General features: G+C 71.2%; 15 protein-coding genes, 1 tRNA gene and 1 riboswitch. Of the genes, 8 read left to right on the top strand and 8 right to left on the bottom strand.

Annotated elements, in window-relative coordinates:
* Positions 1-1,431: 1,431 nt before the first annotated feature.
* The 6 genes from IE209_RS22735 to IE209_RS22710 are packed head-to-tail and all read left to right on the top strand — an operon-like array spanning position 1,432 to position 7,622.
* A complete protein-coding gene (locus tag IE209_RS22735; RefSeq protein ID WP_189689196.1) occupies positions 1,432-2,952 on the top strand; it encodes a 3-hydroxyacyl-CoA dehydrogenase in 1,521 nt (506 codons plus the stop codon).
* Positions 2,953-2,964: 12 nt separating this feature from the next.
* Positions 2,965-3,747, top strand: coding sequence for an oxepin-CoA hydrolase, alternative type (locus IE209_RS22730; RefSeq protein WP_189689195.1), 783 nt, complete (start codon positions 2,965-2,967; stop codon positions 3,745-3,747).
* Between the two features lie 43 nt (positions 3,748-3,790).
* Positions 3,791-4,510, top strand: coding sequence for a Crp/Fnr family transcriptional regulator (locus tag IE209_RS22725; protein WP_145551940.1), 720 nt, complete (start codon positions 3,791-3,793; stop codon positions 4,508-4,510).
* Positions 4,511-4,535: 25 nt separating this feature from the next.
* Positions 4,536-5,621 carry a phosphotransferase gene (locus IE209_RS22720; RefSeq protein WP_189689194.1) on the top strand — a complete coding sequence of 362 codons (1,086 nt, stop codon included), beginning with the start codon at positions 4,536-4,538 and terminating at the stop codon, positions 5,619-5,621.
* Positions 5,622-5,644: 23 nt separating this feature from the next.
* Complete coding sequence (locus tag IE209_RS22715) at positions 5,645-6,916, top strand: acyl-CoA dehydrogenase family protein (protein ID WP_189689193.1); 1,272 nt, start codon at positions 5,645-5,647, stop codon at positions 6,914-6,916.
* 13 nt (positions 6,917-6,929) lie between these two features.
* Positions 6,930-7,622, top strand: coding sequence for a glutathione S-transferase family protein (locus IE209_RS22710; protein WP_189689192.1), 693 nt, complete (start codon positions 6,930-6,932; stop codon positions 7,620-7,622).
* A gap of 27 nt (positions 7,623-7,649) precedes the next feature.
* Here the strand turns inward: IE209_RS22710 and IE209_RS22705 are convergent, their stop codons facing one another.
* The 7 genes from IE209_RS22705 to IE209_RS22675 form a co-directional block, all read right to left on the bottom strand.
* Positions 7,650-9,266, bottom strand: coding sequence for a methyl-accepting chemotaxis protein (locus IE209_RS22705; RefSeq protein WP_189689191.1), 1,617 nt, complete (start codon positions 9,264-9,266; stop codon positions 7,650-7,652).
* Between the two features lie 309 nt (positions 9,267-9,575).
* A complete protein-coding gene (thiD, locus tag IE209_RS22700) occupies positions 9,576-11,159 on the bottom strand; it encodes a bifunctional hydroxymethylpyrimidine kinase/phosphomethylpyrimidine kinase (RefSeq protein ID WP_189689190.1) in 1,584 nt (527 codons plus the stop codon).
* Positions 11,156-11,977 (bottom strand): thiazole synthase, encoded by an 822-nt coding sequence (locus tag IE209_RS22695; RefSeq protein ID WP_189689189.1) that lies wholly within the window; start codon positions 11,975-11,977, stop codon positions 11,156-11,158. The genes thiD and IE209_RS22695 overlap by 4 nt, the downstream gene beginning before the upstream one ends.
* A gap of 3 nt (positions 11,978-11,980) precedes the next feature.
* The gene (gene thiS / locus IE209_RS22690; protein ID WP_145551928.1) at positions 11,981-12,196 is read right to left on the bottom strand and encodes a sulfur carrier protein ThiS; all 216 of its coding nucleotides are present in this window, start codon (positions 12,194-12,196) and stop codon (positions 11,981-11,983) included.
* Positions 12,193-13,236: an FAD-dependent oxidoreductase gene (locus tag IE209_RS22685; RefSeq protein WP_189689188.1), complete on the bottom strand. Its 1,044-nt coding sequence runs from the start codon at positions 13,234-13,236 to the stop codon at positions 12,193-12,195. Before IE209_RS22685 ends, thiS begins: the two co-directional genes overlap by 4 nt.
* Complete coding sequence (gene thiC / locus IE209_RS22680; protein ID WP_189689187.1) at positions 13,236-15,098, bottom strand: phosphomethylpyrimidine synthase ThiC; 1,863 nt, start codon at positions 15,096-15,098, stop codon at positions 13,236-13,238. Before thiC ends, IE209_RS22685 begins: the two co-directional genes overlap by 1 nt.
* A gap of 82 nt (positions 15,099-15,180) precedes the next feature.
* Positions 15,181-15,289: riboswitch (TPP riboswitch) on the bottom strand.
* 102 nt (positions 15,290-15,391) lie between these two features.
* Positions 15,392-15,468 (bottom strand) — tRNA-Arg (locus IE209_RS22675).
* Positions 15,469-15,639: 171 nt separating this feature from the next.
* Here IE209_RS22675 and IE209_RS22670 point away from each other — a divergent pair.
* Together IE209_RS22670 and IE209_RS22665 are read left to right on the top strand one after the other, a co-directional pair.
* On the top strand, positions 15,640-15,957 hold the full coding sequence (locus tag IE209_RS22670; RefSeq protein WP_189689186.1) for a hypothetical protein: 318 nt from the start codon (positions 15,640-15,642) through the stop codon (positions 15,955-15,957).
* A gap of 186 nt (positions 15,958-16,143) precedes the next feature.
* On the top strand, positions 16,144-17,745 hold the full coding sequence (locus tag IE209_RS22665) for a sensor domain-containing diguanylate cyclase (RefSeq protein WP_229883006.1): 1,602 nt from the start codon (positions 16,144-16,146) through the stop codon (positions 17,743-17,745).
* On the opposite strand, the gene hglS is transcribed toward IE209_RS22665, so the two are convergent.
* Complete coding sequence (gene hglS / locus IE209_RS22660; protein ID WP_189689185.1) at positions 17,735-19,117, bottom strand: 2-oxoadipate dioxygenase/decarboxylase HglS; 1,383 nt, start codon at positions 19,115-19,117, stop codon at positions 17,735-17,737. The genes IE209_RS22665 and hglS overlap by 11 nt on opposite strands.
* Between the last annotated feature and the right edge of the window lie 8 nt (positions 19,118-19,125).

Raw genomic sequence — 19,125 nt, 5'->3', positions numbered from 1 at the left:
CCCAGCGAGACGAAGAAGTCGGCATGCTGCTGCACGTCGACGAACTCGTCCGGGCGCACGGGCCGCGACGCATCGACGGGCTGCGCCCGGTCGTGCGCGAAGACCGCGGCCGCCACGGCTCCCGTATCCACCGTCGACGGCCGTCCGACGCCCAGAGCGGAGGCCGGCTCGCTGTCCAGGAACTCGTCGGCCAGCGAAGGCCGCGACGCCCCGGGCGGCCGCGTCGCAGCCGGCGCGACGACCGGGGGCACGGGCAGGCCTGCGGGGGCGCGAGGAGCGGCCTCGCCGCTCCAAGGGGCAGCGGCCAGCGCGGCGCTGCGCGCACGCTGCCAGAAGTACGCGGCCAGGCCGACCATGAGGGCCAGCAGCGCCAGCAGGCCATAGACGAACAGGATGTCGACGCGGCCGCTCTCGGCCTCGTCGAGCCGGCGCTCCGCGCGCTCCAGCCGCGCGCGCAGTTCACGCTCGGCCGCGCTCGGCTCGGCCGCCTGCTTGCGCTGCACGGCCTGCTGTGCCTCCAACGCTTCGAGGCGCTGTTTATCGCGCACGATTTCTTCGGGCGTGGTGCGCAGGGCGCGCCACATGGCGGCCACGGCCTCGCGCTGCGCGGCATCGTCGATGAGCTGCGAGTTCAGCGTCGGGCTGGGCTGCATGCCGGCCACGGGCGTGGCCGGCGCATCCAGCGTCAGCCGCGGCGTGCCCGTCGCGGGCGCCGAAGCCGCGGCCTGCGCCTTGGCAGCTGCGGGACGCGGCGCGGCCGCNNNGGACTTGGGTGCGGCGGCCGGCGCCGGCGCACGTGCGGGTGCCGGCGCACGCGCTGCCGGGCGCTGTGCCGGACGCGGCGCCGGCGCCGCTGCGGCGCGGGGCGGTGGCGCAGGAGCCGGGCGCACCGACGCAGCCGGTGGCAGTGGCGTGGCTGCAACAGACTGTGGTGCCGGCGCGGGCGCGGAGGCCGATCCGGCAAGATCCACCGGCCCCGCGGCCGTCTTCAATTCCGCCGGGAACTCCGGCAGGAAGTCATAGCGCCGCGTGCCGCCCTGGCCGCACAGCGCGTGCAGCACCAGGCCCACGACGGGCTCGTCGATGATGGCGTTGGAGCGGATGCGCAGCACCGCTTCCTGGGCGCCGCTGGCCGGCGCCTGCACCACCAGGCGCACGCGCGAGGACTCCACCAGCGTGTCGCCATGGAACACCTCCACGCGAAAGCACTGCGCCGTGGCATCTTCAGGCTGGTCGACCCGCACCTCCACTGCAAGGCTCAGCGGCTGGCCGAGAACCACGGAGCCGCGGGCCCGGCCCAGACTCAATGCCGAACTGCCGACCGCCACCCCCAGCAGTCCCAGCCCCACCAGCTTGTGTTGTAGTTTCACAGTGAGTGCTTAGCGTCTTTCGCGCACCATACCAGTCGGATCGGCGCGTCATAATTGATCGATGGACACAGCATATCGCGTGGTCGGCGTGGTCGGCGCCGGCGCAATGGGCCGCGGAATCGCTCAAATTGCAGCACAAGCGGGTAGTACCGTCAAACTTTTCGACACGGCTCCTGGCGCCGCCGCCAAGGCCCGCGAAGCGGTGTATGCACAGTGGGACAAGCTCCACGAAAAAGGCCGTCTGGACACACCAGCGCGCCAATCGCAGCGCGAAGCATTGATGGTCGCCGCCTCGCTGGCCGAGCTGGCGGACTGCGACCTGGTCGTCGAGGCGGTCGTCGAGCGGCTGGAGGTCAAGCAGGCCCTGTTTGCAGAACTCGAAACCATCGTGCGGCCGGACGCGGTGCTGGCCAGCAACACCTCTTCGCTCTCGATCACCGCCATTGCCGCCGGGCTGAAGCAGCCGCAGCGGGTGGCCGGCTACCACTTCTTCAACCCCGTGCCGCTCATGAAGGTGGTCGAGGTCATCGCCGGGCTCAAGACCGAGCCCGCGGTCTGCGCCGACCTCGCGCGCTACGCACGGGCCATGGGCCACACGCCGGTGCAGGCGGCCGACACACCGGGCTTCATCGTCAACCATGCCGGGCGCGGCTACGGTACCGAGGCGTTGCGCATCGTCGGCGAATCGGTGGCCGATTTCGCCACCATCGACCGCATCCTCAAGGACCAGGTCGGCTTCAAGCTGGGCCCGTTCGAACTCATGGACCTGACCGGGCTGGACGTCTCGCACCCGGTCATGGAATCGATCTACCGCCAGTACTACGAGGAGCCGCGCTACCGCCCCAGCGCGCTGGCGGCCCAGCGCGTGGCCGGCGGCGTGATCGGCCGCAAGACGGGCGAAGGCTTCTACCGCTATGTCGACGGCGTGGCCCAGGTGCCGGCCGAACCGCCCGTGCCCCAGGTCGAGCAGATGCCGCCGGTCTGGGTCTCGCCGCGCGCCTCGCGCCGCGCCGAGCTGCTGCAGTTGCTCAAGAACCTGGGGGCCCGCATCGAGACCGGCCAGTCGCCCTCGATGGAGGCCCTGACCCTGGTGGCGCCGCTGGGCTTCGACATCACCACGGTGGCCGTGGTCGAGCGGCTGGACCCTGCGCGCACCGTCGGCATCGACATGCTGATCGACGATGCCGCCACCAAGCGCCGCGTGCTCGCCACGAATCCGGCCACGCGCGAGGACATGCGCAACGCCGCGCACGCGTTGTTCGCGCGCGACGGCAAGGCCGTCAGCGTGCTGCGCGACAGCGGCGGCTTCGTCACGCAGCGCGTGCTGGCCACCATCGTGAACATCGCCTCCGACATCTGCCAGCAGTCCATCTGCACGCCGCGCGATCTCGAACTGGCCGTCACGCTGGGCCTGGGTTACCCGGCCGGACCTCTGGCCCTGGGCGACCGTTGCGGTCCCACCAACATCCTGGAAGTGCTGTTCAACCTGCAGACCGTCTACGGCGACCCGCGCTACCGCCCCAGCCCCTGGCTGCGCCGGCGCGGCGCCATCGGCCTGTCGCTGCTGCACGAAGAGAACTGAAGCCACCCGCCCATGCCCGCCGCCCTGCTCAGCACCCGCCATGGCGAGACCATGGTGCTCACCCTGTCCCACCCGGAGCGGCACAACGCGCTGGGCCCGGACCTCTGGGCCGCCGGCGTCGAGGCGCTGAACGTGGCCGAATCCAACGCGGAGGTGGCCAGCGTGGTCATCACGGGCGCGGGCAACCTGTTCAGCATCGGACACGATCTGGCGCAGCTGCAGGCCAGCCGGCGCGAGAGCGCCTCGCACCAGGTCGCCCTGACCGAAGGCCTGCACAGCTGGATCGAGGCCGTCCGCAGCTTCCCCAAGCCCGTGGTCGCCGCGGTCGAGGGCGCGGCCGCCGATGCGGGCTTCGCGCTCGCGCTGGCCTGCGATTTCATCGTCGCCGCACGCAACGCGCAGTTCGCGCTGGCCGGCAGCGCGCTGGGCCTGTCGCCCGATGCGGGCGCCAGCTGGAGCCTGGCGCGCGCGCTGCCGCGCCAACTGGCCGCCGAGTTGCTGATGCTGGGCACGCGCGTGGACGCAGAGAGGCTCCATGCGCTGGGCGTGGTCAACCGCATCTGCGGCCCAGGCACGGCGCTCAACGAAGCCCTGGCGCTGGCCGCACAGCTCAACGCGCGCGCGCCCCACGTGCTGGCCAGCGGCAAGGAACTGCTGGCCCTGGCCGACGGCGCCACGCTGTCCGAACAACTCGCGCACGAACGCGACCGCTTCGTCGCCAACCTGCACCACGCAGGCACCGGCGCGGCCATCGCCGCCTTCCGCGAGCAGCGCGGCGCATCGCCGCTCACTTGAGCCTTGCCCGGCCGCCCGGCCACAGTCACCCACAAGACAGGACATGGACGAACCCATTCTTAACATCGCCGAGCGCGAGGCCATCAATGCCGGGCGCTGGTTTTCCTCCCTCTCCCCCTCGCTGCGGCACGACATCCTTCGATGCGCCTACGTTCGACGCTACAAGAACGGCGAACTGATCGCCGCCCGCGGCGACATCGCGGAAGAGTGGATCGCCTGTGCCAAGGGCGCAGCCCGTGTGAGCTCCACCTCGATCACGGGCAAGCAGATCACGCTGACCTACGTGGAGCCCGGCATCTGGTTCGGCGATGTGGCCTTCTTCGACAGCGACCGGCGCACGCACGACGTCTACGCGCATGGCGCGACCACCATCGTCTGCGTGGCGCGGGCCGATTTCAAGAAGATCCTCGCCGCGCACAGCGAGCTCTACGAGGCGCTGATGTGGCTGCAGTCGCGCCGCATCCGGCTGCTGTTCGGGCTGGTGGAAGACCTCAACACCCTGCCGCTGCGCGCGCGGCTGGCCAAGCAGCTGCTGCACCTGGTGCGCAGCTACGGCGTGCCCAGCCTGGAAGACGGCAACGAGATCCGCATCAGCCTGCAGCTCGCGCAGGAAGAACTCGCGCAGCTGCTGGGCGCCTCGCGCCAGCGCGTGAACCAGGAACTCAAGACCATGGAGCGCGAGGAAGCCATCCGCATCGAAGCGGCCGGCCTCATCGTGCGCGACCGCGATGCGCTGATGCGCATCGTCGAGACCGACCGCTGAACCACCGACAAGGGAGACACACCGTATGAGCGAATTCGACCACTTCGAAGGCACCCGCGCCGTGACCGGCCAGCACGCCTTCGACGTCCAGCGCCTGACCGACTGGCTGGCCACCCGGCTGCCCGGCTTCGCAGGCCCGCTGCAGGTCGAACTGTTCAAGGGCGGGCAGTCCAACCCCACCTACAAACTCACAACGCCCACGCAGCGCTACGTGATGCGCTCCAAGCCCGGCCCGGTGGCCAAGCTGCTGCCTTCGGCCCACGCGATCGAGCGCGAGTTCGCCGTGATGGGCGGCCTGGCCGGCACCGACGTGCCCGTGCCCGCCATGCTGTGCCTGTGCGACGACGAATCGGTGATCGGCCGCGCCTTCTACATCATGGAGTTCAAGGAAGGCCGCGTGCTCTGGGACCAGGGCCTGCCCGGCATGGAGCCGGCCGGCCGCGCCGCCATCTACGACGAGATGAACCGCGTGATCGCGGCCCTGCACAGCGTGGACTTCGCCGCGCGCGGCCTGGCCAACTACGGCAAGCCCGGCAACTATTTCGAGCGCCAGATCGGACGCTGGAGCAAGCAGTACGTCGCCTCCATCACCCAGCCCATCCCCGAGATGGACAAGCTGATCGACTGGCTGCCGCGCAACATGCCCGCCAGCGCGCGCGACGAGCGTTTCACGAGCATCGTGCACGGCGACTACCGGCTGGACAACACCATGTTCCACGCCAGCGAGCCGCGCATCATCGCGGTGCTGGACTGGGAGCTCTCCACGCTGGGCCACCCGCTGGCGGACTTCAGCTACCACTGCATGTCCTGGCACATCAGCCCGGGCCAGTTCCGCGGCATCGCCGGGCTGGACCTCAAGGCCCTGGGCATCCCGGCCGAGGCCGACTACATCGCGCGCTACTGCGAGCGCACCGGTTTCGCCACGCCGCAAGACCTGCAGCGCGACTGGAACTTCTACCTGGCCTACAACATGTTCCGCCTGGCCGCGATCCTGCAGGGCATCGCCAAGCGCGCCGAAGCCGGCACGGCCTCCAGCGACCGCGCCGCCACCTCGGGCGCCGGCGCGCGGCCGCTGGCCCAGCTGGCCTGGAAGTTCGCGCAGCAGGCCTGAGCGTCCACGCAAGGAGACACGCCATGGATTTCGACTACTCCCCCAAGACCGAAGCCCTGCGCCAGCGCGTGCTGCGCTTCATGGACGAGCACATCTACCCGGCCGAAGCCGCCTACCACGCCGAACTGCAGGCCAACACCGCGGCCGGCAAGCGCTGGACACCGCTGCAGGTGATCGAAGACCTCAAGGCCAAGGCCCGCGCGCAAGACCTCTGGAACCTGTTCCTGCCCGAGGACACGGCCGAACTCTCCGGCTTCCAGGGCGCGGGCCTGACCAACCAGGAGTACGCGCCCCTGGCCGAGATCATGGGCCGCGTGCCCTTCGCCTCCGAGGTCTTCAACTGCTCGGCGCCCGACACCGGCAACATGGAGACGATTGCGCGCTACGGCAGCGACGAGCACCGCGCGCGCTGGCTCCGGCCGCTGCTCGAAGGCCAGATCCGTTCGGCCTTCGCGATGACCGAGCCCGACGTGGCCTCCAGCGATGCGACCAACATCGCCACGCGCATCGAGCGCGACGGCGACGATTACGTGATCAACGGCCGCAAGTGGTGGATCTCGGGCGCCGGCGATCCGCGCTGCGCGGTCTACATTACCATGGGCAAGAGCGACCCCGACGCGGCGCGCCACCAGCAGCAGAGCATGGTCCTGGTGCCGGCCGACACCCCCGGCATCAAGGTCTTGCGCCCGCTCAACGTGATGGGCTACGACGACGCGCCGCACGGCCACATGGAGATGGTGTTCGAGAACGTGCGCGTGCCGGCCTCCAACATGCTGCTGGGCCAGGGCCGCGGCTTCGAGATCGCCCAGGGCCGCCTGGGCCCCGGCCGCATCCACCACTGCATGCGCCTGATTGGCCTGGCCGAACGCGCGTTGGAGCTCATGTGCCGGCGCGCCGCCTCGCGCGTGGCCTTCGGCAAGACCGTGGCCCAGCAGACCGTCACGCAGGAGCGCATCGCCGAGGCGCGCTGCAAGATCGACATGGCGCGCCTGCTCACGCTCAAGACCGCCTGGCTCATGGACAAGGCCGGCAACAAGGTGGCCAAGAACGAGATCGCGATGATCAAGGTCGTCGCGCCCAGCATGGCCTGCCAGGTGATCGACTGGGCCATGCAGGTGCATGGCGGCGGCGGCATGTGCGACGACTTCCCTCTGGCCTTCGCCTACGCCCATGCGCGCACGCTGCGCTTTGCCGACGGCCCGGACGAGGTGCACCGCAACGCCATCGCCAAGATGGAACTGGGCAAGTACGCGGACCGGCCGCAGCAGCATGACATGCCGGTGACGCGGTTCTGAGACGGCTCGGGGCATGATCACCGTCCACAGCTGGGCCACGCCCAATGGCCACAAGGTCCACATCATGCTGGAAGAGTGCGGCCTGCCCTACCGGGTGGTGCCGGTGGACATCGGCGCGGGAGAACAGTTCGCGCCCGACTTCCTGCGCATCAGTCCGAACAACAAGATCCCGGCCATCGTCGACGACGATGGGCCGGACGGCCGACCGCTCACGCTGTTCGAGTCGGGCGCCATCCTGCTCTACCTGGCCGGCAAGACGGGCATGCTTTTGCCCGAGGGCGACCGCGCGCGCTACGCCGTGCTGCAGTGGCTGATGTTCCAGATGGGCAGCGTGGGCCCCATGCTGGGCCAGAACCACCATTTCCGGCTGTATGCCCCGGAGAAGCTGGCCTATCCGATCCAGCGCTACACCGACGAGGCACGCCGCCTGTACGGCGTGATGGACCGCCAGCTGGCCGACAGCGCGCACATCGCCGGACCGGAGTACAGCATCGCGGACATCGCCGTCTTTCCCTGGCTGCGCAACTGGCAGAACCAGGGCATCGCTTGGGCCGACTACCCCCACCTGAAAGCCTGGTTCGACCGCATCGCCGAACGCCCGGCCGTGCAGCGCGGCGTGGCCGTGCTGGCCGACCGGCGCAAGCCCATCACGGACGAGAAGGCGCGCGAGAACCTGTTCGGCACCACGCAGTACCAGCGGCGCTGAAGCCGCCGGCGCGGCGCCGCCGCGCGCTCAGGCCGCGCCCAGCAGGGCCGGCTGACCCTTGTACCCCAGCGAAGGCTCCGCGCCGGCGCCATGTGCCCCACCGGCGCCCACCTTGAACACCGCCATGGCCTGCACCAGCTGCTCGGCCTGGCCACGCAGGCTGTCGGCCGCCGCGGCCGATTCCTCCACCAGGGCGGCGTTCTGCTGCGTGGCCTGGTCCATCTGCGTGACGGCCTCGCCCACCTGCGACACGCCCGCGCTCTGCTCGTTGCTGGCCGCGCTGATCTCGCCGACCAGATCGCTCACGCGCTGGATCGCGGCCACCACTTCCTGCATGGTGCTGCCGGCCTCGCCGACCAGCACCGTGCCCTGCTGCACGCGCTCCACACTGGTGCCGATCAAGGCCTTGATCTCGCGCGCGGCCTCGGCCGAGCGGCCGGCCAGGCTGCGCACCTCGCTGGCCACCACCGCGAAGCCGCGGCCCTGATCGCCGGCGCGCGCGGCCTCCACGGCCGCGTTGAGCGCCAGGATGTTGGTCTGGAAGGCGATGGAATCGATGGTGCCGATGATGCTGGCGATCTTGCCCGAGCTCTCGTCGATGCCCTTCATCGTGTCGACCACGCGGGCCACGACTTCGCCGCCGCGGCCGGCCACGCTGGCCGCGTTCTCGGCCAGGCTCTTGGCCTGGCGGGCATTGTCGGCGTTCTGCCGCACGGTGGAGCTGAGCTGCTCCATGGACGCCGCGGTCTCCTCCAGCGCCGAAGCCTGTTGCTCGGTGCGCGCCGACAGGTCGTTGTTGCCGTGCGCGATCTCGGCGCTGGCGGTGGCCACGCCATCGGCGTTGCGGCGCACGCCGGCCACCACGCTGGCCAGTTGCTGCTGCATGTCGCGCAAGGCCGCGGCCAGGGCGGCCGCCTCGTCACGACCCTCGACGTGCACGGGCTGCGTGAGGTCGCCATCGGCGATGCGGCGCGCCACCACGCCGGCCTCGGCCAGCGGCTGCGTGATCGAGCGCGAGATCGCCCAGGCGAACAGCGCGCCCAGCAGCACGGCGGCAATGCCGCTCACGATCAGCACGGTCTGGCCCTGGTCTGCCGCGCTGCCGGCGCTGCGCAGCGACTCGGCGTAGAGCTCCTGCTGGCGCTTTTCCAGCGTCAGGATGCTGTCGCTGTAGGCCGTGGCCAGCGGACGCAGCGTGCGCTCGAGTTCGGCCGACACGTCCTCACCGGCCTGGCGCCGCTTGAGCAGGGCCGCGCGCGGTGTGCGGTAGGCCTCGCGGCGCGCATCGATGTCCTGCAGCATGCGCTTGCCGATGTCGGTGGTCACCAGTTGGTGCAGCCGCTCGCGCGAGGCCGTCGTGATCTGCGAGGTCTTGTCCATGTCGGCCTGCCAGCGCGGGATGCGGCTGGTGTCCGAGTCCAGCAGCGCGGCCTCGGTGCGCACCCAGTTCAAATCGATGGTCTGGCGCCAGCGGATCGCGACCTCCTGGCGCTCCTTGTCCAGCGTGCCCAGTTGCTGGGTGGCGGCGTCGGACTGCTCCAGGCGCCAGACGCCCATGGCCGTGCTGGCCGCGACGATCAACAGGATCAGGCCGAAGGCCAGACCCAGCCGCGCACCGATGCGGACATTGCGCAGGCCGCTCATGCTTGCTGCTCCGCTTGCGCGGTGCGCCTGAGGAGGGGGGGAACAGTGGAAATGAACATGGGATCCCTGCGGTTCTGGAGGACGGGGCGACGGCGGCATCGCAGGGATGCGCGCACGGTGTCCAAAGGCCCTTGTGAGCCCGCCGGATGCCAGGCCAGCGCCCGCTCCGATGCATGCGCGCCGGCCGGTGCCGGTGTTTTCGTGCGCAGCTTTCGCTGCGTTGCCGCCTGAAAAAAGTCTAGCAGCGCAACAAATTTGGAGCAAATGAATTCGATGATTTGTCGAATCAAAGAAACAGTTTGAGATGCGTCAAGGCGCGAGGCTGTGGCGTGGCCAGGGCACGGCGGCACCCGCGCGTGGCTCAGCCGGCCAATGGCCAGCCAGTGCCGCCAGCATGGCAGGCACCGTCTCCGCCGGCCTCTCGCCCAGCATGCGCACGACGCAGATGCCGTCGGCCCCGGCCTCGGCCGCCGCGCCGATCTGCGCCGGGTCGAGCACGCCGCCGATGGCCACCACGGGCGTGCCCGCCATCGCACACCACCAGGCCAGGTTGTCCAGCCCCTGGGGCCGCCAGGGCATGGCCTTGGTCAGCGTGGGCCAGACCGGGCCGCAGGCGATGTAGGCCGGCGCCAGGCTGCGCGCGCGCGCCAACTCCCACAGGCTGTGCGAACTCACACCCAGCGCCAGGCCGCTCGCGCGCAGCGCGGCACGCTGGCCGGCGTCCAAGGCGAGCAGGTCTTCCTGGCCCAGGTGCACGCCGTGCGCGCCATGCTGCGCGGCCAGCTGCCAGTGGTCGTTGACGAACAGGCGCGCGCCCGCGGCACGGCAGGTGGCCGCGGCCTCGGCCACCTGGGCGTGCAGCGCATCCCACCAAGCCGGCGTGGCGGCCGCGGGCTGCTTGATGCGCAGCTGCACGCTGCGCACGCCGCTGGCCAGCACGGCCTGCACGCGTGCGGCGCTGTCGACGATGGCGTACAGGCCCAGCGGCGCGGCGCGCACGCCAGCCGGTACCGCCCAGGGCAGCTCGTCGCCCCAGCCCATGGTGGGCAGAAGGCCAGGCTCGGCATGGAACCCGGGCCGCGCCAGCACCTGGCCCGGGCCGCGCCCGGCCGCATGGCCATGGCGCAGCGCATGCGTGGCAGCCATCTTGGCCAGCACCACCGCGTCGGCCGCGACGAAACCATGGGCCAGCGCGGTCGCCGCGCTGCTCGCGAAGGTGCAGCCCGTGGCATGGGTGTTGCCCGTGCCGATGCGCGGCAGCGCAAGCCAGCCGCTGGCCTGCGGGCTGGCCAGCCAGTCCATTGCCAAGGCGGCTTCCTCGGGCGTGGCATCGTCCGGGGTGTCGGCCGGGTCGCCGCCCGTGATGCAGACGGCCTGGGCGCCCAGCGCGCGCAGGGCCTGGGCTGCGTCCGGCACCTCGTCGCGGCGCAGGCCGGGAAGGCCTAGCAGGCGCGCGGCCTCGCGCCGGTTCGGCGTGATCAGCGTGGCGCGCGGCAGCAGGTGCGCGCGGTAGGCCGCGACCGCGCCGTCGTCGGCGAAGTTGGCGCCGCTGCTGGCGCCCAGCACCGGGTCGACCACCAGCGGCAGGCCGGCATGGGCCTCGCGCAGGCGGTCGGTCCAGGCGGCCACGCTGCGCATCTGGGCGGCGTCGGCCAGCAGCCCGGTCTTCACAGCGGCCGGCGGCATGTCGGCCTCGAGCGCGGCCAGCTGCGCGTCCAGCAGCTGCGGGCTGACAGCCTCCACGCGCGTGACGGCCTGGGAGTTCTGCGCGGTGACGGCCGCCACCACGCCGCAGAAGTGGGCGTCGGGCCAGGCATCGATCGCGCGCTGGTCGGCGGCGAGGCCGGCGCCGCCGCTGCTGTCGGTGCCGGCGATGCTCCAGATGCGCTTCATGCCGCGCCTCCGATCAGCAACGGTGCGCCGCCGACCTGCGTGCTCGGCACGGCGAAGTCCTGCCGGGCCATCACACCCGCCTGCCACGCCGCCCTGCCCGCCTGCACGGCCGCCCGGAACGCAGCAGCCATGCGCACGGGGTCGCGCGCCTGGGCCACGGCCGAGTTCAAGAGCACCGCGTCGAAGCCCAGCTCCAGCGCCTGCGCCGCATGCGAGGGCGCGCCGATGCCGGCATCGACGATCAGCGTGGCGTCGGGCAGGCGCTCGCGCAAGCTGCGCAGCGCGAAGGGATTCAGCAGCCCCTGCCCCGAGCCGATCGGCGCGCCCCAGGGCATCAGCACCGGACAACCCACGTCGAGCAGGCGGCGGCACAGCACGAGATCGTCCGTGCAATAAGGCCAGACCACGAAACCGTCGCGCACGAGCTGCTGCGCGGCCTGCAGCAGCTCGAACGGGTCGGGCTGCAGCGTGTGCTCGTCGCCCACCACCTCCAGCTTGAGCCAGGGCGTGTCGTAGAGCTCGCGCGCCATGTACGCCAGTTGCACGGCCTCGCGCGCCGTACGGCAGCCGGCGGTGTTCGGCAGCAGCCGCGCGCCCTGTTGCTGCACGGCCGCGCGCACGATGGCGACGAAGCCGTTGTCGCCACCCGCCGCGAGCGCGCGCTTGAGGCCCACGGTGACGACCTCGGCGCCCGAGGCCGCAATGGCCTCGCCCAGGACCTGGGGCGAAGGGTAGCCGGCCGTGCCGAGCAAAAAGCGGCTCGTGAGAGAAGTGCCGGCCACCTGCCAGCGCTCGTTCGGTGCTCCAGCCTCAGGCATGGTTCATCCTCCGGTGATGGGTTGGAACAGCACGACGGCATCGCCGCTGTGCAATGCATAGTCGTGGCGGTGGCCGCGCGCGACGAAGACGCCGTTGACGGCCGTGCTGACGGCCTCGGGCTGGTGGCCCAGCGCGGCAACCAGCGTGGCCAGCGTGCTGCCAGCGGCCAGCGCGTGCGGCTGGCCGTCGAGCACGATGGGAACGGTTTCGGGCGTCATGCAACCACCTCCTGCCGCAGCAGCGCCAGCGCGTCCTGCACCAGCGCCGGCGCCATGAGCCAGCCATGGCGGAACAGGCCGTTGATGCGCAGCAGCCCGTCCTCGTGCACGGTGCGCGGCAGGTGGTCCGGCAGGGCAGGACGCAGGTGCCGGTCCAGCCGCAGGATGCGCGCCTCGGCCAGCACGGGCAGCACGCTGTGCGCCGCGCTCATGAGCTCCACGGCGCTCTTGAGCGAGACGGGCGAACGGTCTTCGCTCTCGATCTCGGTCGCGCCCAGGAACAAGAGGTCGTCCGGCCGCGGCACGAGGTAGACGCGGTGGCGCGGGTGCACGAGGCGCACCGGCCGCGTGAGGCCGTGGCCGGGTGCGTGCAGCCAGACGGTCTCGCCGCGCACGCCGCGCAGCGGCAGGCTCTGGGCCGCGCCGAGCCCGCGCACATCGATCACGCAGTCGAACTCGGCCCAGTCACCTCCCTCGAACTGCAGCCGCCCCGGCAGCGCCTGCGCCACCGGTCGCCGCCAATGCCATGCCACGCCTTCCGCGGCCGCATGCAGGGCCGCCAGGGTCGCCAGCGGATCGATCTGCGCCTCGCCCGGCAGCAGCCAGGCGTGCGCCGGCGGCGGCAGCGCCGGCTCCAGCCGCGCCAGTGCGGCTGTGTCCAGCGCTTCGGGTGCGGCACGGGTCTCCCCGGCCAGCCGCGCCAGCACGCGCTGCGCGCTGGGCAGGTCGCCGCGGTGCGCCACGAGCAGGCTGCCGCGCTCGGCGAAGAACGGCCGCGGCGCCGGCAGGGCCGCGACGATGTCGCGCCACAGCGCGATCGAGCGCCAGCCCAGGCTGGCGACGCGCGCATCCGCGTGGTCGCGCTCGGCCAGCGGGCTCAGCATGCCGGCCGCGCTGAACGCGGCCGGGCCCTGCGCGTCGAACGCCGGCGCCGGGCCGGCCGCGGCGTCGAACACCTGCGCCTGCGCGCCGGTGCGCGCGAGCCGCCAGGCCAGCAAGCGGCCCAGCAGGCCCGCGCCGGCAATCCCGAAGCTGTGCATCAGCTGCGCTCGATCGGGATGTAGAACTCCCCGCCGCCGGCCTTGAACTCGGCCGACTTCTGTGCCATGCCGCTGGCCGCGTAGTCGCGCACCTCCTGCGTGATCTTCATCGAGCAGAACTTGGGGCCGCACATGGAGCAGAAGTGCGCGACCTTGCTGGCGTCCTTGGGCAGGGTCTCGTCGTGGAATTCGCGCGCGGTGTCGGGGTCCAGGCCCAGGTTGAACTGGTCTGTCCAGCGGAACTCGAAGCGCGCCTTGCTCAGCGCGTCGTCGCGCGCCCGCGCCCCCGGATGGCCCTTGGCCACGTCGGCCGCATGCGCGGCGATCTTGTAGGCGATGATGCCCTGCTTGACGTCCTCGCGGTCCGGCAGGCCCAGGTGCTCCTTGGGCGTCACGTAGCACAGCATGGCCGTGCCCATCCAGCCGATCATGGCCGCCCCGATGGCGCTGGCGATGTGGTCGTAGCCCGGCGCGATGTCGATGGTCAGCGGGCCCAGCGTGTAGAACGGCGCCTCGTGGCAGTGCTGGAGCTGCTCGTCCATGTTGGCCTGCACCAGGTGCATGGGCACATGGCCCGGGCCCTCGATCATGGTCTGCACGTCGTGCTTCCAGGCCAGTTGCGTGAGCTCGCCCAGCGTGCGCAGCTCGGCGAACTGGGCCTCGTCGTTGGCGTCGGCCGCACAGCCGGGCCGCAGGCCGTCGCCGAGCGAGAAGCTCACGTCATAGGCTTTCATGATCTCGCAGATCTCCTCGAAGTGCGTGTAGAGGAAGCTCTCCTGGTGGTGGGCGATGCACCACTTGGCCATGATGGAGCCGCCGCGCGAGACGATGCCCGTCATGCGGTCCGCCGTGAGGTGGATGAAGGGCAGGCGCAGACCGGCATGGATGGTGAAGTAGTCCACGCCCTGCTCGGCCTGCTCGATCAGCGTGTCGCGGAAGATGGCCCAGGTGAGGTCCTCGGCCACGCCGCCGACCTTCTCCAGCGCCTGGTAGATCGGCACCGTGCCGATGGGCACCGGGCTGTTGCGCACGATCCAGTCGCGCGTGGTGTGGATGTTGCGGCCCGTCGAGAGGTCCATCACGTTGTCCGCACCCCAGCGGATGGCCCAGGCCAGCTTGTCGACCTCCTCCTCGATGCTGGAAGTCACGGCCGAGTTGCCGATGTTGGCGTTGATCTTGACCAGGAAGTTGCGGCCGATGGCCATGGGCTCGACCTCCGGGTGGTTGATGTTGGCCGGGATGATGGCGCGGCCGCGCGCGACCTCTTCGCGCACGAATTCTGGCGTGATCGGTCCCTTGGGCAGCGCGGCACCGAGCGGGTTGCCGGCCAGGCGGCGCTCGCGCCCCGCATCGCGCTGGTACTGCGCCATCCACTCGCGCCGGCCGTTCTCGCGCAGCGCCACGTACTCCATCTCGGGCGTCACGATGCCGCGGCGCGCGTAGTGCATCTGGGTCACATTGCCGGTGTGGTTGCCGCCTGCCCTGGCGCGGCGCGGAATGCGCTGCAGCGCGGCGGCCTCGGCGCGCAGCTGGGCCAGGCGCGCGTCGTCCTTGCCGCCGTCGTCCAGGGCCTGGCGGATGCGGCCGGTGTAGAACTCGGTGTCGGCCCGGCTGTCCAGCCAGGGCGCGCGCAGCGCCGGCAGGCCGCGGCGCACGTCGATGGTGGCGTTGGGGTCGGTGTAGGGGCCCGAGGTGTCGTACAGGTGGACGCGCTCGCCGTTGGTCAGCAACACCTCGCGCAAGGGCACGCGCAGGTCGGGGCGCGAGCCTTCGAGATAGACCTTGGTGGAGGCCGGAAAGGGTTCGCGCGTGAGCGCGAGACGCTCGGCGAGCGGGACGGCGTGGCGGTCGGGGGCGTTCATGCGGCCAATCTCCTTGGGTTGGATGGATTGCTCCGCATCGCGCGGGATGCGCGCACGCACGCCATGGCGGCGTGCGCAGGCACCACGGCACTGCAGCTCTTCTTACGCTGGTATGACCCAGATCAAGTTCGCGGTTCCGGCGATCAGGTTCGCCATCTCAGCACGCCATACGTGCACCCCGGAGCGGGCGCGAGTCTAGCGGCGTGGCGCTGGAAGTGTCAACGTCGGTGGCCAGCACGCGCCCGATGCCACCGCTGAGCAGGTCGCAAGTGCGAGTTCAAAGGGCCGCTGGTTGGCCTGCCTGGAGGGGATCGAACCCCCGACCCACAGCTTAGAAGGCTGTTGCTCTATCCAACTGAGCTACAGGCAGATCGGCGCACGGGTGGTCCGGCGCCAGGGCCGCGATCATAGCTTCTCGGTGGGCCCGGCCCTGGCAGCGGCGCGCGGCCGGAACGCCACGCCCAACGGTGGCACCGGGGCGACCGCAGGCGGGCCCAGGCCGGCATGCCCGCCGGCCGCGCGCATACATTCAGGGGCCACCATGCAGAGTCCCGAGATCCGCGCCCGCCTCGCACATTGCCAAGGCCTGCTGGGCACCATCGCCGTGCCCGCCGAACTGGACGATCTGGCGTCCGACCTGATCGCCCACCTGATCCAGTTGCACGACGCAGGCCGGCTGACGCCAGGCTTCCTGCTGCTGGCGATGAAGGCCTTCGAGGAGGTCGAGGCCCTGGCCCCCGTGCTGGCCCCGCTGGCCGAGATCGCGAGCACCCAGGCCCAAGCCGAAGGCCACCGCGAACCCAGGGACTACTCCGGACGGCCCTGGGTGGTGTCGCGCTACGACCCGCTGCAGGCATGAACCCGCGCCCCGGGCGCAGCCGCTACGCCAGACGGACGCCCGGGCTGGCATGGAAATCACCCTACACACTTGCTACGTTTTCTGTGCGCTACTATGCCGAATAGCGCGCGCTGAGCGAGCGAATCAGACCCCCGGCGGCAGTGTCTGTGGCCCCGGTTCGTGGTGCTCCCTTGCGCAGCACCAGACATGTCCATGCGACCAGGCATTCCTCCCCCATCCCCAGACCGCGCGGGCGCGCCGTCCGGCTTCAGCGACCTGGCGCCCCTGGGCCAGCCGCCGGACGCACCGACGCCGGCGCGTGACCCGATCCGGCGTGCGCGCTGGCTGGTGGTCTTCGTGTGCCTGGCGCTGCTGGCCACCAACGTCTGGCTCATCGTCGATGCACGCGCCCATGCCATCGCCCAGGCGCAGTTGGCCAGCACCAACCTTGCGCGGGCCGTCACGGAGCGCATGGAAGCGGCGGTGTCCGAGGCCGACCACATCCTGGACAGCCTGGTCTACGAACTGGAGCGCAGCGACCTCTCGCCGACCGCGCTCGAGCCCATGCAGCCGCTGCTGGTCAACCACGTGGCACGCACGGAGCAGCTCAAGGGCTTGTTCGTCTACGACGCGCGGGGCGCCTGGGTCGCCACCTCGGTGCCGCAATGGGACCCGGGCTGGAACAACGCCGACCGCGCCTACTTCATCCACCACCGCGACAACCCCAGCGCATCGACGCTGATCGGCCCGCCGATCCTGAGCCGCTCGTCGGGCGAATGGATCGTGCCGGTTTCGCGCAGGCTCAACGGGGTCGATGGCGAGTTCGCCGGCGTGGCGCTGGCCACCTTGAGCGTGCGGCACCTGCGCAGCATGCTGGAGCGCTTCGACGTGGGGGAAGGCGCGATCCTGCTCACCGTGGTCGGCCGCATGGTCGCGCGCAACCCCTCGATCGACGCCGACATCGGCAAGCCGCTGCCGCCCTCGGAGGTGACCACCTTTCTGGCGACGCACCGCTCCGGCACGGTCGATGCGCGCTCGCCGCTGGACGGTGTGGCGCGACTGGTCAGCTTCGAGCATGCGCGCAACTATCCGCTGCAGGTCACGGTGGCGGCCGGCAAGCGCCAGGTGCTGGCCAACTGGCGCATCAACTCGGCGCTGCAGACGGTCTGGGTCGGCTTCCTGTGCCTGCTGCTGCAGCGCGCCGGGGCCTACACGCGCCGCACCATGGCCCAGCGCCTGCAGGCCGAGGCCGGCCTGCGCGAGGCGCGCGATGCGCTGACCCGGGCCAACGAGCAGCTGGCTGCCCTGGCGCGCATCGACGAGCTGACCCGGCTGCCGAACCGGCGCTACTTCGACCGGCGCTTCGCGCGCGTGTTCCGCCAGGCGCAGCGCGAGGGCAGTCCGCTGGCCGTGGTCATGGTCGATGTGGACGACTTCAAGAAGTACAACGACCGCTACGGCCATGTGGAGGGCGACGAATGCCTGCGCCGCGTGGCGGCCACGCTGCGCGCCACCGTGCAGCGGCCGGAGGACTTCGTTGCGCGCTACGGTGGCGAGGAGATGGTGCTGCTGCTGCCGCAGACCGACCAGCTGGGCGCCACCCTGGTGGCCGAGGCGGCGCGCACTGCGGTGGCCGCCATGGACATTCCGCACGCGGCCGTGGTGGCCGGCAAGGTCACCATCAGCCTGGGCGTGGCCGCCATCGTGCCCGGCCAGCAGGACACCGAACCGGCCCTGCTCAAGGCCGCCGACGCCGCGCTCTACGAAGCCAAGCGCAAGGGCCGCAACCAGGTCGCCATCAGCGGTTGAGAACAGCTGCGTACTGCGCGCGCACGGCGTCGACCGAGGCCTGCTGGCTCTGTTCGTACAGCGCGATCTCGTCGGCCACCGGCGCGCCCAGCGCGGCCTCGAAAGCCTCCTGCGCCGCGTTGGCGGCATAGCTCTTCTGCTCGGCCCCGCCCAGGTTGGACTGGAAGATGCCGGCTGCGCTGACGGGCAGGAAGTCCTCGTAAACGATGGGGCTGGCCGCCACCAGGCCCTGCGCGCGCAGCGCCTGCAGATCGAACGCGGCGCCGCTCGCGGCCACGCGCGCCAGGCCATCGGCATCCAGCACGCGCCAGCGGAAGAAGGCCAGGCCGCGCTCGCGCAGCTGGTCCAGGTCGTCGGGGAACGCCTGGAATGCCGCGGCCAGGCGCTCGCTGTAGTCGGCCGACGCACTGCCCGCCCCCTGCATCGAACGCACGCCGGCCAGCAACTGGTCGTACAGCGCGCGGCCGGCGCGCGTGAGCGCCATGCCGCGCTGCTCGATCTCGCCGAAGCGCGCGGTGTGCGAGCCGTCGGCACCGTCTTCGGCGAAGACGATGGGTTCCTCCAGCGCCTTGAAGCTGGTTTGGCGCAGCAGGATGGCGTGCTTGCGGCGCGGCGGGCCTTCCACCACTTCCTTGGCGGCGATGCCGCGGCGCGGCATCTCGGCCTGGGCGGCGTCGATGTCCAGCGTGCGCGGCGTCAGGTGGTTGATGTGCGGGCCCTTGAACGAGACCACGTCGGCCACCAGGCGGTGGGCCCCGTGCAGCTGGCGGTAGGTCGCATGGGACACGGTGGCCTCGCTGTGCCAGCGGAAGGTCTGCGTCACCTCCTGCACGAATTCCACGGCCTGGGCCTCGGTCAGGCCGCCCGCCTCTTCGGCCAGCGCGGTCAGTTCGAGCGCTCGCGGCGTGAAGATGGCGCGCCGGGCCAGGATGGCCTCGGCCTGCGCGCGCAACGCCGCGTCGGCGATCAGCTCCAGCCGCAGCAGCGAGGTGAACACGCGGAAGGGGTTGTTGCGCAGGGCCGCGTCGCTGACCGGGCGGAACGCCGTGGCATGGACGGGCACGCCGGCCACCGAGAGGTCGTAGTAGCCGACCGGGAACATGCCCATGACGCGGAAGATGCGCCGCATGTCGGCGAGCTCCTGCGCCGTGCCCAGGCGGATCGCGCCGTGGCGCTCCACGTCCAGGCGGCGCAGCTCGTCGCCGGCCTCGAGTTCGCCGCGCAGGGCGGCGTCCTGCTCGAGCGTGGCGCGGTTGATGTCCGCGACCAGATCGAGCAAGGTGCCGTACTGCGGCACCTCGGTCTTGTACATGGCCGACATGGCGCGGGAGAACGCATCACGGATCTGGTCCGCACTGGCAAACGTTGGCATGGAAAACG

Origin of the sequence: Pseudorhodoferax aquiterrae (genome assembly GCF_014652235.1) — a bacterium.
In the GTDB taxonomy this organism is placed as follows: Bacteria; Pseudomonadota; Gammaproteobacteria; order Burkholderiales; family Burkholderiaceae_C; genus Pseudorhodoferax; species Pseudorhodoferax aquiterrae.
The sequence above is the reverse complement of the archived record's forward strand: the minus strand, read 5'-3'. Positions and strand labels throughout refer to the sequence as shown.

Coding starts and splice junctions, on each gene's coding strand:
- hglS (WP_189689185.1), bottom strand. CDS start 19,117: ATGCCAACGTTTGCCAGTGCGGACCAGATCCGTGATGCGTTCTCCCGC.
- IE209_RS22670 (WP_189689186.1), top strand. CDS start 15,640: ATGCAGAGTCCCGAGATCCGCGCCCGCCTCGCACATTGCCAAGGCCTG.
- thiC (WP_189689187.1), bottom strand. CDS start 15,098: ATGAACGCCCCCGACCGCCACGCCGTCCCGCTCGCCGAGCGTCTCGCG.
- thiD (WP_189689190.1), bottom strand. CDS start 11,159: ATGAAGCGCATCTGGAGCATCGCCGGCACCGACAGCAGCGGCGGCGCC.
- IE209_RS22665 (WP_229883006.1), top strand. CDS start 16,144: ATGTCCATGCGACCAGGCATTCCTCCCCCATCCCCAGACCGCGCGGGC.
- IE209_RS22715 (WP_189689193.1), top strand. CDS start 5,645: ATGGATTTCGACTACTCCCCCAAGACCGAAGCCCTGCGCCAGCGCGTG.
- IE209_RS22685 (WP_189689188.1), bottom strand. CDS start 13,236: ATGCACAGCTTCGGGATTGCCGGCGCGGGCCTGCTGGGCCGCTTGCTG.
- IE209_RS22735 (WP_189689196.1), top strand. CDS start 1,432: ATGGACACAGCATATCGCGTGGTCGGCGTGGTCGGCGCCGGCGCAATG.
- IE209_RS22705 (WP_189689191.1), bottom strand. CDS start 9,266: ATGAGCGGCCTGCGCAATGTCCGCATCGGTGCGCGGCTGGGTCTGGCC.
- IE209_RS22710 (WP_189689192.1), top strand. CDS start 6,930: ATGATCACCGTCCACAGCTGGGCCACGCCCAATGGCCACAAGGTCCAC.
- IE209_RS22725 (WP_145551940.1), top strand. CDS start 3,791: ATGGACGAACCCATTCTTAACATCGCCGAGCGCGAGGCCATCAATGCC.
- IE209_RS22730 (WP_189689195.1), top strand. CDS start 2,965: ATGCCCGCCGCCCTGCTCAGCACCCGCCATGGCGAGACCATGGTGCTC.
- IE209_RS22720 (WP_189689194.1), top strand. CDS start 4,536: ATGAGCGAATTCGACCACTTCGAAGGCACCCGCGCCGTGACCGGCCAG.
- IE209_RS22695 (WP_189689189.1), bottom strand. CDS start 11,977: ATGCCTGAGGCTGGAGCACCGAACGAGCGCTGGCAGGTGGCCGGCACT.
- thiS (WP_145551928.1), bottom strand. CDS start 12,196: ATGACGCCCGAAACCGTTCCCATCGTGCTCGACGGCCAGCCGCACGCG.